The sequence below is a fragment of the Streptomyces sp. NPDC014006 genome, from assembly GCF_043088925.1.
GTDB lineage: Bacteria > Actinomycetota > Actinomycetes > Streptomycetales > Streptomycetaceae > Streptomyces.
Map to the genome: position 1 here is coordinate 191,051 of NZ_JBICAJ010000005.1, position 14,498 is coordinate 205,548.

The 14,498-nt window shown below is 73.5% G+C and carries 13 protein-coding genes; 3 read left to right on the forward strand and 10 right to left on the reverse strand.

Going from position 1 to position 14,498, the window contains the following annotated elements; all coding sequences use genetic code 11:
* Position 1: 1 nt before the first annotated feature.
* Entirely contained in the window at positions 2-568 is a 567-nt protein-coding gene (locus ACF1GV_RS19060) for a TetR family transcriptional regulator (protein ID WP_363265998.1), read from the reverse strand.
* A gap of 10 nt (positions 569-578) precedes the next feature.
* Positions 579-1,160 (reverse strand): sugar O-acetyltransferase, encoded by a 582-nt coding sequence (locus tag ACF1GV_RS19065; protein ID WP_391682066.1) that lies wholly within the window; start codon positions 1,158-1,160, stop codon positions 579-581.
* A gap of 119 nt (positions 1,161-1,279) precedes the next feature.
* On the opposite strand from ACF1GV_RS19065, the gene ACF1GV_RS19070 reads away from it, so the two are divergent.
* Complete coding sequence (locus tag ACF1GV_RS19070; RefSeq protein ID WP_391682069.1) at positions 1,280-1,705, forward strand: plastocyanin/azurin family copper-binding protein; 426 nt, start codon at positions 1,280-1,282, stop codon at positions 1,703-1,705.
* A 57-nt stretch (positions 1,706-1,762) separates the two neighbouring features.
* Here the strand turns inward: ACF1GV_RS19070 and ACF1GV_RS19075 are convergent, their stop codons facing one another.
* The 5 genes from ACF1GV_RS19075 to lnt all read right to left on the reverse strand — a co-directional run bounded on the left by ACF1GV_RS19075 (position 1,763) and on the right by lnt (position 8,686).
* Positions 1,763-3,124 carry an MFS transporter gene (locus tag ACF1GV_RS19075; protein ID WP_391682072.1) on the reverse strand — a complete coding sequence of 454 codons (1,362 nt, stop codon included), beginning with the start codon at positions 3,122-3,124 and terminating at the stop codon, positions 1,763-1,765.
* A gap of 223 nt (positions 3,125-3,347) precedes the next feature.
* Positions 3,348-5,291 (reverse strand): helix-turn-helix domain-containing protein, encoded by a 1,944-nt coding sequence (locus tag ACF1GV_RS19080; RefSeq protein WP_391682937.1) that lies wholly within the window; start codon positions 5,289-5,291, stop codon positions 3,348-3,350.
* A 380-nt stretch (positions 5,292-5,671) separates the two neighbouring features.
* Complete coding sequence (locus ACF1GV_RS19085) at positions 5,672-6,472, reverse strand: 3-hydroxybutyrate dehydrogenase (protein ID WP_391682075.1); 801 nt, start codon at positions 6,470-6,472, stop codon at positions 5,672-5,674.
* Positions 6,473-6,526: 54 nt separating this feature from the next.
* Complete coding sequence (locus ACF1GV_RS19090) at positions 6,527-7,006, reverse strand: NUDIX domain-containing protein (RefSeq protein ID WP_363265993.1); 480 nt, start codon at positions 7,004-7,006, stop codon at positions 6,527-6,529.
* A gap of 30 nt (positions 7,007-7,036) precedes the next feature.
* On the reverse strand, positions 7,037-8,686 hold the full coding sequence (gene lnt / locus ACF1GV_RS19095; protein WP_391682078.1) for an apolipoprotein N-acyltransferase: 1,650 nt from the start codon (positions 8,684-8,686) through the stop codon (positions 7,037-7,039).
* A gap of 394 nt (positions 8,687-9,080) precedes the next feature.
* On the opposite strand from lnt, the gene ACF1GV_RS19100 reads away from it, so the two are divergent.
* The gene (locus tag ACF1GV_RS19100) at positions 9,081-10,085 is read left to right on the forward strand and encodes an O-antigen ligase family protein (RefSeq protein ID WP_391682082.1); all 1,005 of its coding nucleotides are present in this window, start codon (positions 9,081-9,083) and stop codon (positions 10,083-10,085) included.
* A gap of 144 nt (positions 10,086-10,229) precedes the next feature.
* On the opposite strand, the gene ACF1GV_RS19105 is transcribed toward ACF1GV_RS19100, so the two are convergent.
* Positions 10,230-10,787, reverse strand: a complete 558-nt coding sequence (locus tag ACF1GV_RS19105; RefSeq protein WP_391682084.1) for a hypothetical protein — start codon at positions 10,785-10,787, stop codon at positions 10,230-10,232.
* A gap of 120 nt (positions 10,788-10,907) precedes the next feature.
* Positions 10,908-11,693, reverse strand: a complete 786-nt coding sequence (locus tag ACF1GV_RS19110) for a glutamate racemase (RefSeq protein WP_391682086.1) — start codon at positions 11,691-11,693, stop codon at positions 10,908-10,910.
* A gap of 39 nt (positions 11,694-11,732) precedes the next feature.
* Here ACF1GV_RS19110 and ACF1GV_RS19115 point away from each other — a divergent pair, with 39 nt between their 5' ends.
* On the forward strand, positions 11,733-12,926 hold the full coding sequence (locus tag ACF1GV_RS19115) for a glycosyltransferase (RefSeq protein ID WP_391682939.1): 1,194 nt from the start codon (positions 11,733-11,735) through the stop codon (positions 12,924-12,926).
* 15 nt (positions 12,927-12,941) lie between these two features.
* Here the strand turns inward: ACF1GV_RS19115 and ACF1GV_RS19120 are convergent, their stop codons facing one another.
* On the reverse strand, positions 12,942-14,309 hold the full coding sequence (locus tag ACF1GV_RS19120) for a TerD family protein (protein ID WP_391682089.1): 1,368 nt from the start codon (positions 14,307-14,309) through the stop codon (positions 12,942-12,944).
* Between the last annotated feature and the right edge of the window lie 189 nt (positions 14,310-14,498).

The following is a 14,498-nucleotide window of genomic DNA, read 5'->3' on the forward strand; positions in this document are numbered from 1 at the left end:
GTCAGGGCCGGGCGCGGCCGCCCGGGGCGGGTGCCGTGATGCGGGAGATCGCCTCGGCGGTCAGGGCACGCCCGTGGGGTTCGACGGCCAGCGCCCGGTGCAGGGTCAGCCCTTCGATGAGGGCGTCCAGTTGGCGGGCGGTGTCCGGGTCGAAGTGCTTCTCCAGGTGGTCGCGGCTGCGCCGCATCCAGGCCTGGGTGAGGGACCTGTAGGCCGGGTCGCGGGCGGCGAGCGTGTACAGCTCCTGGGCGAGCACGAGGTCGCGCCGGCTGCCCTCGGACAGGGCGTGCACCAGGTCGGCGACGGCCTCCCGGGCCTGGTCGCGGTCCGCCGCGGCGCCGAGGCGGTCGTCGAACACCTCGGCCATGCGGTCGGTGAAGCGACCGAAGGCCTCGCGCAGCAGCTGGTCGATGCCCTTGAAGTGGTACGTCATCGACCCCAGCGGAACACCGGCGCGCGCGGCGATCCTGCGGTGGGAGACGTGGGCGATGCCCTCGTCGGCGATGACGTCGAGGGTCGCGTCGAGGATGCGTGCGCGGCGCTGCGGGTCCGTGTGTCCGGTGGCCATGGCGGCGTGCTCACAGGCTCCGGACGGGGCGGGCGGGGTTGCCGACGGCGACGGTGTTCGCGGCAACGTCCTTGGTGACGACGGCTCCCGCGCCGATGACGGAGTTGTCCCCGATGGTCACGCCCGGCAGGACGATGGCGCCGCCGCCGAGCCACACGTTGTCCCCGATGGTGATCGGCAGGGCGGCCTCCAGCTTGTCGCGGCGGGGCTGCGGCTCCAAGGGGTGGGTGGGGGTGAGCAGTTGGACGTTGGGGCCGATCTGGCAGTCCTCGCCGATGGTGACGGCGGCGACGTCGAGGGCGGTCAGGTTGTAGTTGACGAAGGTGCGGGCGCCGATCGTGATGTTGCTGCCGTAGTCGACGTACAGCGGCGGCCGCACGTGCGCGTCGTCGCCGAGGAAGCCGAGGAGCTGCGCGAGGACCGGCCGGGCGGCGTCGGCGTTCTCGACGTAGGCGGCCTGGTAGCGGGCGGCCAGGCGCACGGCCTGCTGCTGCCGCAGGACGATCTCGGGGTCGTCGGCGATGTACAGGTCGCCCGCGAGCATGCGTTCCAGGTTTGTCCGCGGGTCGCCCGCGAAGTGGTCCAGCGTCATGCGTACGATCGTACACTCGCGAGTGTACGAACGTACGCTCCCGGCCCGGCTCTCTCCTGAACAGCCCGGCATTCCGCCACGTATCTCACAAAGGGGTCGACCTTAAGGGGATGAACCACATGGCGATCTCGGCACACACGACCCGCCGGGCAGCCGGCACCGCGGCGGCGGCCTTCACGGCGGCGCTGATCCTGGCGGCCTGCTCCAGCGGCGGCGGCGGCCAGTCGAAGAGCTCGGGCAGTTCGGCCGCGCAGCCCACCGGCTCGGGGACCCGGGTGACCGTCACCGAGACCGAGTACGGGCTGAAGCTGTCCCGGGCGTCCTTCACACCCGGCACCTACACCTTCGTCGCCGACAACGCCGGCCATGTCACGCACGCCCTGTCCGTCGACGGCCCCGGCGTGGAGGACGCCCGGACCAAGAACATCCAGGGCGGTGAGATGGCCCCGCTGACCGTGACCCTCAAGAAGGGCTCGTACGACCTGTACTGCCCCGTGCCCGGGCACAAGGCGCTCGGCATGGACAAGCACATCCAGGTCGGCTGACGCGGCACGGCCCCCTCCGCGGCGGCGAAGGGGGCGTTGTGGGCAGACAGGCGCCGGTCAGGCGTCCGCGCGCACCGGGGCCGGTGTCTCCGGGACCACGTCGGCGAGGTCCCGGCTGCGGGTCTCCTTGGCGCAGGCGATCGCGACGATCGTGAGCAGGGCGGCGGCGATGACGTACAGCGCGATCGGGGTGGAGCTGCCGTAGTCGGACAGCAGCGCGGTGGCGATCAGGGGCGCCGGGGCGCCGGCGGCCACGGACGAGAACTGGGCGCCGATCGACGCGCCTGAGTAGCGCATCCGGGTCGCGAACATCTCGGAGAAGAAGGCGGCCTGGGGTGCGTACATGGCACCGTGCAGGATCAGCCCGACGGTCACGGCCAGCAGCAGACTGCCGAAGCTCTTGCTGTCGATGAGCGCGAAGAACGGGAACATCCACAGCCCGACGCCCACCGCGCCGATGAGGTAGACGGGCCGCCGGCCGATGCGGTCCGACAGCGCGCCCCAGGCGGGGATGACCGCGAAGTGCACGGCCGAGCCGATCAGCACCGCGTTGAGCGCGGTCTGCTTGCTCAGTCCGGCGGAGGTGGTGGCGTACACGAGGATGAAGGCGGTGATGACGTAGTAGCTGATGTTCTCCGCCATCCGCGCGCCCATGGCGACGAGGATGTCCTTCCAGTGGTCGCGCAACACAGCCAGCAGCGGCATCTTCTCGACGGCGCCGGTCGCCGCCGTGCGCTGCTCGGCCGCTGCCAGCGCGGCCTTGAAGACCGGCGACTCGTCGACCGACAGCCGGACCCACAGACCGACCATCACCAGCAGACCCGACAGCAGGAACGGGATCCGCCATCCCCAGCTGCCGAACGCGTCGTCCGACAGCACTGCGGTCAGCAGGGAGAGCACGCCGGTCGCCAGCAACTGCCCGGCGGGCGCCCCGGTCTGCGGCCACGAGGCCCAGAACCCGCGCCGCCGCGCGTCCCCGTGCTCCGACACGAGCAGGACGGCGCCGCCCCACTCGCCGCCGAGCGCGAAGCCCTGGACCAGCCGCAGAACGGTCAGCAGCACGGGCGCCGCGGTGCCGACGGTCGCGTGGGTGGGCAGCAGTCCGATGGCGAAGGTGGCCCCGCCCATCATCAGCAGGCTCAGCACGAGCAGCTTCTTACGGCCGAGCCGGTCGCCGTAGTGTCCGAACACCAGCGCGCCCAGGGGCCGCGCCGCGAACCCGACGGCGTAGGTCAGGAAGGACAGCAGCGTGCCGACGAGCGGGTCGGAGCCGGGGAAGAACAGCTTGTTGAACACCAGCGCCGCGGCCGACGCGTAGAGGAAGAAGTCGTACCACTCGATGGTGGTCCCGATCAGGCTGGCGGCGACGATGCGCTTGAGGTTCGCCGGGGGCGGGGATGCGGTCGTTCCGGAGGCCATGTGCGCCACTTCCTCGTGTGCGGTGGGGACGGGTACGTGCTGGCACACCGTAGAAACGCGCAGGTCAGGCGGACATGTGGTGGGGCACCATAGTTCTAGGGGTGGTTATGCGTGTTGCCACCATGCTGGCCTCCGCTGCGGGTCTTGCCGGCCGGTTTCCTTGATGGTGCGGTGGACCCGGTCGGCAACATCTCCCGGACGAGGATGGGCCCCCGCTCCCCCCTCAGGCCCCGTCCGCTCCCGCAGACAACCGGTGCAGGCGCAGGGCCAGTTGGATCTCCAGGGTGCGGCTGGGGGCCTGCCAGTCGTTGCCGAGGAGGCGGGCGACCCGGTCCAGGCGTTGCGCGACCGTGTTGACGTGGACGTGCAGTGCGTCCTTGGTGCGGGCCGGGCTCATGCCGCAGGCGAAGTAGGCCTCCAGGGTGTGCAGCAGGTCCGTACCGCGGCGGGCGTCGTAGTCCACGACCCGGCCGATCGTGCGCTCGACGAATCCGGCGATGTCCCGGTCGCCGGCCAGCAGCAGGCCGAGGAAGCCGAAGTCCTCGGCGGCCGCGCCGTCTCCCGTACGGCCCAGCAGGCGCAGCGCGTCGAGGCAGCGGCGGGCCTCGCCGTAGGCGGCGGTCACGGCCTCGGGGCGGGCGGCCAGGTCGTCGACGGGCGCGGAGGCGCCGACGGTGACCGCTTCGTGGACGGCGGTGCCCAGATGGCGGGCGGTGGAGCGGGCCAGGGCGGTGGCCGTCTCGGCGGGTGGCACCGGAAGAAGCAGGACCGTGCCGCCGTCTCGTGCGGCGGCCAGTCCCTGCCGGGTCGCGGCCAGGTGGGAGGCGGCGGCCCACAGCCGGCGGCGGGCCTCGGCCTCCCGGTCGGCGTCGGCCGCCGGCCCGTCCAGGCGGGCGGCGAGCACCACGTGCGTGGCGTCGAGGTCGGCACGCAGCCGTGCGGCACGCTCGCGCAGCAGGCGCGGGTCGCGGTCGCGGGCGTCGAGCAGATCGTCCAGCAGTTCGCCGCGCACGCGCTGTTCGGCCTCGGCGGCGGAGCGTCTGGCCAGCAGCAGCAGGGAGGTGACCATGGCGGCCCGCTCCAGGGTGCGCTGGTCGACCGGGTCGAGTCCCCGCTGGCCGCGCAGGACGATCGCCCCGAGCAGTTCACCGCCCGCGGCGACTGCGGCGATCCAGTCGTCCCCGTGCCGTACGGCGTGTCCGTCCGCGCGGGAGGCCTCCAGGGCCCGGGCGGGCGCCGCGTCGGCCTCCGCGAACTCGACGGTGCCGGAGAGCACTTGGGAGACCGCGGCGGCCACGTCGTGCACGCCCCCGCCGCGCAGGACGAGCTCGGCGAGCCGGTCGTGCACGTCCGAGGCGCGTTCGATGACGGCGCTGCGGTCCCTGATGATCTCGTTGGCCCGCTCCAGGCCGGCCAGGGCCGAACGGGTCTCGGTGAGCAGGTTGGCGGTGTCGATGGCCGCCGCGGCGAGGGCGGCGAAGGAACCGAGCAGAGCGATCTGCTCGCGCTCGAAGACACGGGCCCGCCGGTCGGCGGCGAAGAGCACGCCGATGACGTGCGGGCCGAGCATCAGGGGCACGCCGAGGATGGCGACCAGTCCCTCGTCGCGCACGCCGGTGTCGATGGTCGTGGTGTGCTGGAAGCGCGCGTCCTTGAAGTAGTCGTCGGTGACGTAGGGGCGGGCGGTCTGGGCGACGAGGCCGCCGAGGCCCTCGCCCATGCCCAGGCGCAACTGCTGGAAGCGGGCCGCGACCGAGCCCTCGGTGACCCGCATGTAGGTGTCACCGCGCTCGGGGTCGTTGAGGCTGAGGTAGGCGACGTCGGTGCCGAGCAGGGAGCGGGCGCGCTGCACGATCGCCTGGAGGACGGCGTCCAGGTCCCTCAGGCCCGCGAGGTCGTGGGCGGTCTCGAAGAGCGCGGACAGCTCCGCCTCGCGGCGGCGCCGGCCGTCCAGTTCGGCACGCACCCGCAGCGCGAGCAGCTTGGCGTGCTCCAGCGCGGCGATCCGCTCCGCGGGCCACCCCTCGGCGCGCGCCCGCAGCACCGGCTGCTCGTAGGCGTCGGCGGCCGCGCCCCGGGCCAAGAGTGAGAGGAAGGGCGCCTCGACGTCGAGTTCCGGGGGCGTCGCATCGGCCCGCTCACCCGTCGGCGCGGGCGCGGCGGCGATCCCGCCCCCGGGGCGCCCGGAGGCGGCGCCACCCTCGCCTCCGTCAGGCCGGAGGGCATCCTCCGCGTGCGGGGGCGCGGCGCCGACCTCACCTCCCGAGAGGCGGAGGCCGTCGCCGGCCTCGCCTCCCGGTCGGGGGCCGTCGTCGGCCTGCCGTCCGGGTTGCGGGGGCGGCGTGTCGGCCCGTCCGGAGTGTCGGTCCGACGGGACGTGATCGCGGGACATGGTCACAGGATTCCTCATCGCCCGGCCGTCGCGTCAGGCCTGTGGAAAACCCGACGACGACCAGGTCAGCGCTCGGTCCCCCCGACGACGCCCGGGCCGGCATCGATCCTCCGCCGGCGCCCGGGCCGGCACGCGATCCCCCGACGACGCTCAGCTCAGTGCGCGGTCCACCCGCCGTCGAGGACGAGCGAGGTGCCGGTGACGAAGGAGGCGTGCGGGCCGCACAGGTACGCCACGGCTTCGGCCACCTCCTCCGTCTCGATCAGCCGCTTGACCGCGCTGTCCTGCAGCAGCACCTCGCTCAGCACCCGCTCCTCCGGGATCCCGTGCGCGGCCGCCTGGTCGGCGAGCTGCTGCTCGACCAGTGGGGTGCGCACATACCCGGGGTTGACGCAGTTGGAGGTGACCCCGTGGGCCGCGCCTTCCAGGGCGGCGGTCTTGGACAGCCCCTCCAGGCCGTGCTTGGCGGCGACGTAGGCCGACTTGTAGGCGGAGGCCCGCAGCCCGTGGACGGAGGAGATGTTGACGATCCGGCCCCAGCCCTGCCCGTACATGTGCGGCAGCGCGCCCCGGATGAGCCGGAACGGAGCCTCCAGCATCACGGTGAGAACCGTGTGGAAGACGTCGGGCGGGAACTCCTCGATCGGGCGGACGAGCTGGATACCGGCGTTGTTGACCAGGATGTCGGTACCGGCGGCGGCGTGCTCGGCGGCGTCCAGGTCGGTGAGGTCCAGGACGTGCGGCTCGACGGTGCCGGGCAGACCGGCGGCCGGTTCGGCGAGCGCGGCCAGGCCGGCCGCGTCCCGGTCGACCGCCCGGACCTTGGCCCCGGCGGCGGCCAGCCGCAGCACGCAGGCGCGGCCGATGCCGCCGGCGGCACCGGTGACGAGGGCGGTACGACCGCCGAGGTCGAGCGAGGGGGCGTGGGGACCCGGGAGCGGGCTGGGCGCGGTCATGGCACGACCCTAGGCGGCGCCCTCGCCCCACCCCATGTGGTCAGCCCACATACTTCACAGCGCGTTGCTGGGGTCGAACCATGTGGGTGCGTCGAACATGGCCTGCTTGATCCGGAAGCGGGCGAACTCGTGCAGCTCCGGCAGGGCGTCCACCTCGAACCAGCCGACCTCCAGCGACTCGTCGTCGTTGACCCGCGCCTCGCCGCCGACGGCCCGGCAGCGGAAGGTGATGTCCATGTACTGGCACATGTCACCGTTGGGGTAGGTGAACGGGTCGAGTGCCTGGACGAGCACCACCCGTTCGGCGACGCAGCGCACGGCGGTCTCCTCGTACACCTCGCGCACCGCGCAGGCCGCGGGCTGCTCCCCCGGGTCCGGGATACCGCCGATCACCGACCACGTGCCGGTGTCGGCACGCCGGCCCAGCAGCACTCTGCCGTCGTCGTCGAACGGGATGGCGGTGACGCCGGGCAGCCACAGCAGCTGGGTTCCGGCCGAGGCCCGGAGCGTGCGGATGAAGTCGGGTGTAGCCATGGGGCCGACCCTAACGGGTCGGCCCACCCGTCACCGGCCGGAATCGAGGGACGTACGGCGGGCGTACGGCGACACCTCACCGGCGCGCCTCCCGCGCACACCGGCGCCGATCGCCCAGCCGAGCCCACCGGCCGCGACGAGCACCAGGGCGATCTCGGGCAGCACCCCGAGGTCGGTCGCGGGCGTCGTGGAGGAGCGCAGCGGGACCTTCTGCACCAGCGAGTCGGCGACGAACATGCCGGTCCTCTGGGTGATCCTGCCGTCCGGCATGATGATCGCGCTGACGCCGCTGGTCACCGGGACGGTGACGGTGCGGCTGTGCTCGACGGCCCGCACCCGGGACATGGCGAGCTGCTGGTAGGTCATCTCGCTGCGGTCGAAGGTGGCGTTGTTGCTCGGCACGGAGATCATCTGCGCGCCGTGCGTGACGGTGTCGCGCACCGCCCAGTCGAAGGCGGCCTCGTAGCAGGTGGCGAGTCCGACCTTGGTGCCGTGCAGGGTGAAGACGCCCGGCCTGGTGCCGGGGGTGAAGTCCTGCCGGGCCATCTCGGTCCAGTCGCTGTTGATGGCGCCGACCAGCGACCGCAGGGGCAGGAACTCGCCGAACGGCTGGGTACGGCGCTTGTCGTACGTCTGCGTCGGGCCCTTGGCGGGGTCCCACAGGATCTGCTCGTTGTACAGCTTGCCGTCCCGCTCGACGACGCCGCCGACGGAGATGGGCACGCCGATGTCCTTGGCGGCCTGGTCGATGACATAGGCCGCGTCGGCGTTGGCGAACGGGTCGAGGTCGGAGGAGTTCTCCGGCCACAGCACGAAGTCGGGCCTTGGCTGCTTGCCCGCCTTGATCTCGGCCGCGAGCCGCTCGGTCTCGCGCGCGTGGTAGTCGAGCACGGCCCGCCGCTGGGAGTTGAAGTCCAGGCCGAGGCGCGGGACGTTGCCCTGGATGACGGCCACGGTCGCCGTGCCGTCCTCGGCCCGGTCGCTGACCAGGGTGCGCGCGGCCAGCGCCCCGGCGACGGGGACGGCCATGCTCAGCAGGGCCGCCGACGCGGCGCCGCGCCGCAGCACACGCGTGCGTCGCCCGTCCAGGACGAGCCGTACGGTCTCGTACAAGCCGAAGCCGCACAGTACGACCGCGAAGCCGAGGACCGGTGTGCCGCCCACGGCCGCCAGCGGCAGGAACACGCCGTCCGCCTGCCCGAAGGCGATCTTGCCCCAGGGGAAACCACCGAATGGCACGCGTGCGCGTGCCGCCTCGCCCGCGATCCACACAGCCGCCGCCCACACGGGCCAGGCCGGCAGCCGCGACACCACGGCGATGCCCGCGCCGACCAGGGCGACGAGCAGGGCCTCCACCGCGCACAGGGCCACCCACGGCAGCGAGCCGACCTCGACGCCGGTCCACACCAGCAGCGGGAGCAGGAAGCCGAGGCCGAAGAGATAGCCGAGGCCGAGCCCCGCCTTCCAGCTGCGGCCGCGCAGCACCCAGCCGAGGCCCGCGAAGGCCGGCAGGGCCAGCCACGACAGGGTGCGGGGCGGGAAGCTGACGTACAGCAGTACTCCGCAGAGCACCGCCGCGACGGCCGGAACGAGGCGTTTCAGGCGGGCACCGCGAGCGGGGGACGAGCTGTCGGGCTCCAGCTCGTCCGCCTGGCCCACGGATGTTGCGGTGACGGTCACTCGGGGAGTGTACGGCGGGTGACCTCGGCGTTGACAGCTACGGCCGGCCGGTGGGCGGCCGACGGGGGCCGGCCCCGGGCTCGTACCGGCACCCGGGAGGCATCGTTCCCGAGTATCTGCCCCTCTCCGCATCTGCCTCCTCTCCGCATCTCCCGCCTCCCTCCCTCCTTATCTGTCCCTCTCCCCGTCGGCTCCTCTGCGTATCCACGTATCTGCGCACAACTCATCCACAAACCGGCCACCAGCCGTTACGGTGTGCCCGGGTCCCGGCGACGCCGCCGGGCGCGGGTCGGAGGCGACCGGTACAGGGGGACGGGGTGGGGTCCACGTCGAAAGCGTCGTTGGCGGTCCGGCACCGGACGAGGACAGACGAAACGTTTCTGACGCGGCGGGGATGGTTCTTCTCGGTGCCTGCTCCGCGTGGTCGCTGATCACGGCGGGCGCACACGAGGGACGTCCCGAGGGCGTCCTGCTCGCGGTGCTGGCCGTGGCGGCGGGGTGTGCCGCCGGGCGGATCTGCGGTGCCCTGCTGCCGGTCGCCGCGCCCGGTGCCGCGGCGGTGGCCGGTCTCGCCCTGGTGGCGACCACGCCGGGCCTGGCGGCGAGCCCGCAGATCAGCGCGCCGCTCGGGCACACGGGTGCGACGTCCGCGGTGCTGACACTGTCCGCGGGCGCCGCGTGCTGCGCCGCCTGGGCGGCCGGCGCGCCGACCGTTCGGCTGGCGCTGTGGCTGCTGGCGGCCGGGACGGCGGTGACCGCGGCGGCGGTCGGTTCCATCCCGGGCGTGCTCGGCTGTGCGGCCGTGCTGCTCTCCTCGCTGGCCGCCGGCCGGATGCGGCACCGTGGGCCGGGCGTCGCCGGTCTGGCCGTGGCCGGCGCCGGGGTGACCGGCACCGTGTGGGCGATCGCCGCGGGAGCGCTGCCGACGGGACCGGCCGCCGCCCTGGAGGGCCCGCTCACCCGGCACCGGGTGCTGCTGTGGCGGGACGCCCTCGGGCTGGCGGGGGACGACGCGCTGCTGGGGGTCGGCCCCGGCCGGTTCGGGGACCTCAGCCAGGCGGCGGCTCAGACGCTGCCGCCGGACGGAAAGCCGCACTCGGCCTCGCTGCAGCAGGCGGCCGAGCAGGGCGTGGTCGGGGTGGCGCTGCTGGCGGCGGTGTTCGGCTGGGTGCTGTTCGCGTTGTGGCGCTCGCGCAGGTCCACCGCCGTTGTCCTGACCGCGGGCGCGACCCTGACCGCACTCGCCGCGATCGCCTCGGTGAGCAACGCGCTCAGCTTCACGGCGGTGTCCGTCGGTGCGGGCCTGGTCGCCGGAGTGGCGACGGCACGTCCCCTGGCGGAGGGCACGGCGCGGACCCCTCCCGCCGTACCCGCGCGGGGCGACCGGCTGATCCGGTGAGCATCACGGACACCCGGCGACGGCAGCGGCGACGACCCCAAGGGCACGCGCGTGGAGCCCGTGCAGCGACAGCCGGACCCACGCGCGCGTGGAGCGCGGTTGGCAAGAGCCCGGCGCCCGAGCGGCCCCCGCCTCAGCGGAGCGTCACGACAGCGTCCCCGGGGACGCTTTCGGCCGCAGCCGGTCGCGGATCATCCGGACCGCGGCCTCCGCGTTGTCCACGGTGATGGTGAACGTGTGCCCGTCCCACAGCCGCAGCACCACGCCCTCGCCCCGGCGCACGACCACGGCCGTGCCCTTCTCCGGTAGCCAGCGGTAGCCCCAGCCGCCCCAGTGGCGCGGGGTGACGTGCGGGGCGACCTCGGCGCCGGCGATGAGGTCCAGTGGGATGCGCCGGCGCGGCAGACCGATGTGGCCGCAACGCACTTCGAGGCATTCCCGGTCGAGCTTGAGGTCGACGTGCACGAAGGCGAGAGTGCCGAAGACGACGAGGAGCCCGGCGGCGATGCAGCCCACGACGGCCATGACGAGCGCGGCGATCCCGGAGGTCCAGGCCGAATCGACGGCGAGCTCGATGCCGAGGGCCACACAGGCGAGACCCACCAGCGCCAGGAGCCACTGGATGCGATTCGTGGCTCGTCCGTGCCAGACCACGGGCGGCGGGGCGTCGGCGTCGGCGTCGCGGAGGCGGTCGTCCCTCATGCCTTGAGGGTACTCACGTTTCGCTGTGCGGGTACCGGGTCGCACACAGTGACTGCTCCGGCGGAGTGCGCTGCCCCTGTCCCCTGTCGGCTGTCCGCTTTCCGGTGTCGGAGGCTTTCCCTACGACGCCGGGCTGACCTCCGGCAGCAGCCTGCCCTCCGCGTAGGCCAGCGCGGCCTGTGGCAGGGTGCCCTCGCGGCCGCTGAGCAGCACGGTGAGCGTGCCGACGGCGGGTGCCTCGGGCGCCGGGAGCTGCCCCATCCGGCGCAGCGCCTGCGCGGCCACCGCCTCGGCGGAGCCGCGCAGCGCCGGCTTCGGGCGGCCGGGCCGCTGGACGGCGGTGCGGATGCGGTCGGCGACGAGTTCGTAGTGGGTGCAGCCCAGGACGACGGTCGTGACGTCTTCCGGAGTGAGGGCCGCCGCCGCGGCGACGGCGGCGTCGATGGCCGTCTCGTCCGCCTGCTCGACGGCCTCGGCCAGACCCCAGCAGGGCACCTCCGCCACCGGGACGCCGTCGGCGAAGTCGCGGATGAGTCCGCGCTGGTAGTCGCTGCCGGTGGTGGCGGGCGTCGCCCAGATCGCGACGTGGCCGCCACCGGCCGCGGCCGGCTTGATCGCCGGTACCGTGCCGATGACCGGGATCCCGGGCTCCAGGAGGGCCCGCAGCGTGGGCAGGGCGTGCACGGTCGCCGTGTTGCAGCCGACGATGAGGGCGTCGGGCCGGTGGGCCGCCGCGGCCTCGGCGACGGCGACGGCGCGCGCGGTGAGGTCCTGCGGGGTACGCGGCCCCCAGGGCATGCCGTCCGGGTCGAGGGAGAGCACGAGATCGGCGTCGGGGCGCAGGCGCCGCACCGCGGCGGTGGCCGCCAGCAGCCCGATTCCGGAGTCCATGAGCGCGATCTTCACCCGGCCACGATAGACGATGGCCTCCGTCGGGCCGTCGTGGTGGGGCACACTGCGCAGGTGAGCGCCTTCGTGTGGATCGCCGCCGTCTCTCTCGCCGCCTGGCTGTGGCTGCTGCTGGCGCAGGGCATGTTCTGGCGCACGGACGTACGTCTGCCGCCGCGCCGGGAGCCACGCGCGTGGCCGTCGGTCTGCGTCGTCGTACCGGCGCGTGACGAGGCGGAGGTGCTGCCGCGCAGTCTGCCGTCGCTGCTGGCGCAGGACTATCCGGGGCGCGCGGAGGTCTTCTTGGTGGACGACGGCAGCTCGGACGGCACCGGGGAGCTGGCACGGGAGCTGGCCGAGCGCTGCGGCGGGCTGCCGCTGACCGTCGGCTCACCGGGTGAGCCGCCCGCCGGCTGGACGGGCAAGCTGTGGGCGGTGCGGCACGGGATCGCACTGGCACGCGCGCGTGAGCCCGAGTACCTGCTGCTGACGGACGCGGACATCGCGCACGCCCCGGACAGCCTGCGCGGTCTGGTCTCCGCCGCGCTGAGCGGGGGCTTCGACGTCGTGTCACAGATGGCGCGACTGCGCGTGGAGAGCCTGTGGGAGCGGCTGGTGGTGCCCGCCTTCGTCTACTTCTTCGCCCAGCTGTATCCGTTCCGGTGGATCGGCCGCCGGGGCGGGCGTACGGCGGCAGCGGCGGGCGGCTGTGTGCTGCTGCGCACCGAGACGGCCGTGCGGGCCCGGATCCCGGACGCCATCCGGCACGCCGTCATCGACGACGTGGCCCTCGCGCGCGCGGTGAAGAAGACCGGCGGGCACATCTGGCTCGGTCTGGCGGAGTCCGTGGACAGCGTGCGCCCCTATCCGCGCCTGCACGATCTGTGGCGGATGGTGTCGCGCAGCGCGTACGCGCAACTGCGCCACAACCCGCTGCTGCTGCTCGGCACGGTCGCCGGGCTCGCCCTTGTCTACCTGGTGCCGCCCGTGGCGCTGATCGCGGGCCTGGGGTCGGGCGACGGTGCGCTCATGCTGCTCGGCGCCGGCGGGTGGCTGGTGATGACGGGGACGTACGTGCCGATGCTGCGGTACTACCGGCAGCCGCTGTGGCTCGCTCCGGTGCTGCCGTTCACCGCGTTCCTGTACCTGCTGATGACGGTCGGTTCGGCGGTGCAGCACTACCGCGGGCGCGGTGCGGCCTGGAAGGGCCGCACCTACGCGCGCCCGGACACCGTGCCCGACGAGAGCTGACGCCCTGCCGGCGTCCTACTTGCGTCCCGGAGTCCAGTTCATGCCCCAGCCGTAGATGCGGTCGACGGTCCGCTGCGGGCTCACCCCCCGGTCGGGCACCAGGTAGCGGGCCTCGCGCTGGACGACCAGATCACCGCCGGTGTTGGTGATCAGGGCGAGGGCGCACACGGGCGAGGGGACGGTGCACTCGTCGAGGAAGAACTCGATCGGTGCGCCGTACTGCGGCTGGAGCGTGACCGTGGCGTGCAGGTCGGCGAAGGAGCGGGCGCCCTCGTAGATGGTGACGAAGACGAGGATGCGCCGGAAGTCCCGGATGTGGTCGAGATTGACGGTGAGGTTCTCACCGCTCTCCACGGCTCCGGTGCGGTCGTCGCCGTCGAGGTGGATGTACGGCGGCCGGCGGAGGTCGCCGAAGGCGTTGCCGAGGGCCTGGACGACGCCCTTGCTGCCGTCGGCGAGTTCGTACAGGGCGCACAGGTCGAGGTCGAGGTCGTTGTGCAGGGCGACGGCCCGGCCGCGCTTGCTGCCCCACCCCGAGAACTGTTTGCGCATCTGCCAGTTGAGGTTGACGCGCAGAGCCCCCGAGGTACCGCCCTGCTTCGCCAGCGAGACGGCGGGCGCCGCCTTGGTCAGCGTCACCTTGCTCAGCCGGACGGGCTGCGCGGGCGCGGCAGGCGCAGGGGGCGGCGGGGTGCCGTAGGACGGCGGGGGCGTGCCGTAGGCGGGCGGGGTCGGCGGGGTGCCGTAGGTGGACGGCGGTGGAGGCGTGCCGTAGGTGGGCGCGGGTGCCGTGCCCGGCGGCGGCATGGTCACCGGGGGTGCCGGGGGCGCGGGCCGAGTGGCCGGCGGGGCCGGGGTGTGCTGGGGTTCGTCCACCGTGATGCCGAAGTCCGTGGCGAGGCCCTCGAGTCCGCTGCTGTAGCCCTGCCCGACGGCGCGGAACTTCCAGGCGCCCTGGCGGCGGTAGAACTCGCCGAGCACGAAGGCCGTCTCGACGCTCGCGCCCGTGCTGTCGAAGCGCGCGACCAGCTCGCCCTGCGCGGCGTCGCGTACCTCGATGTACAGGCCGGAAACCTGACCGAAGGTGCCGCCGTCGGCGGACGCCGCGAGGACCACCCGCTCGATCGCGCCCTCCACGCGTGCGAGGTCGACCAGGAGCGTGTCGGTCACCCGGTCGCCTGCCTGCCGCTTGCCCTCGTGGCGGACGGCGCCGGAGGCATGGGCGGGCTGGTTGTAGAAGACGAAGTCGCCGTCGGAGCGCACCTTCGCGCCGGCCAGGAGCAGTGCGGAGGCGTCCGCGTCGGGCACGCCGGGGCCCGGACTCCAGCCCAGTTCGACGCGCAGCGCCGTCGTGTGCACCGGCGTGTTCGATCCCTTGGCCATTGGCATGTCCGCCCCCATCACGTGTGTCACCGCTCCGCGCCGCTCACCGGCGACCACGGTGCGTCATCCAATCGCCGTATTCCGGCCGCTGCCACAGCACCCTCAGGGTCGCACCCCCGGCCGTCCGGCACAGCCGCCAACCGCCGGTAACCCCTTGGGAACTCGCGCTTTACAGGAAAAAGGCCATCC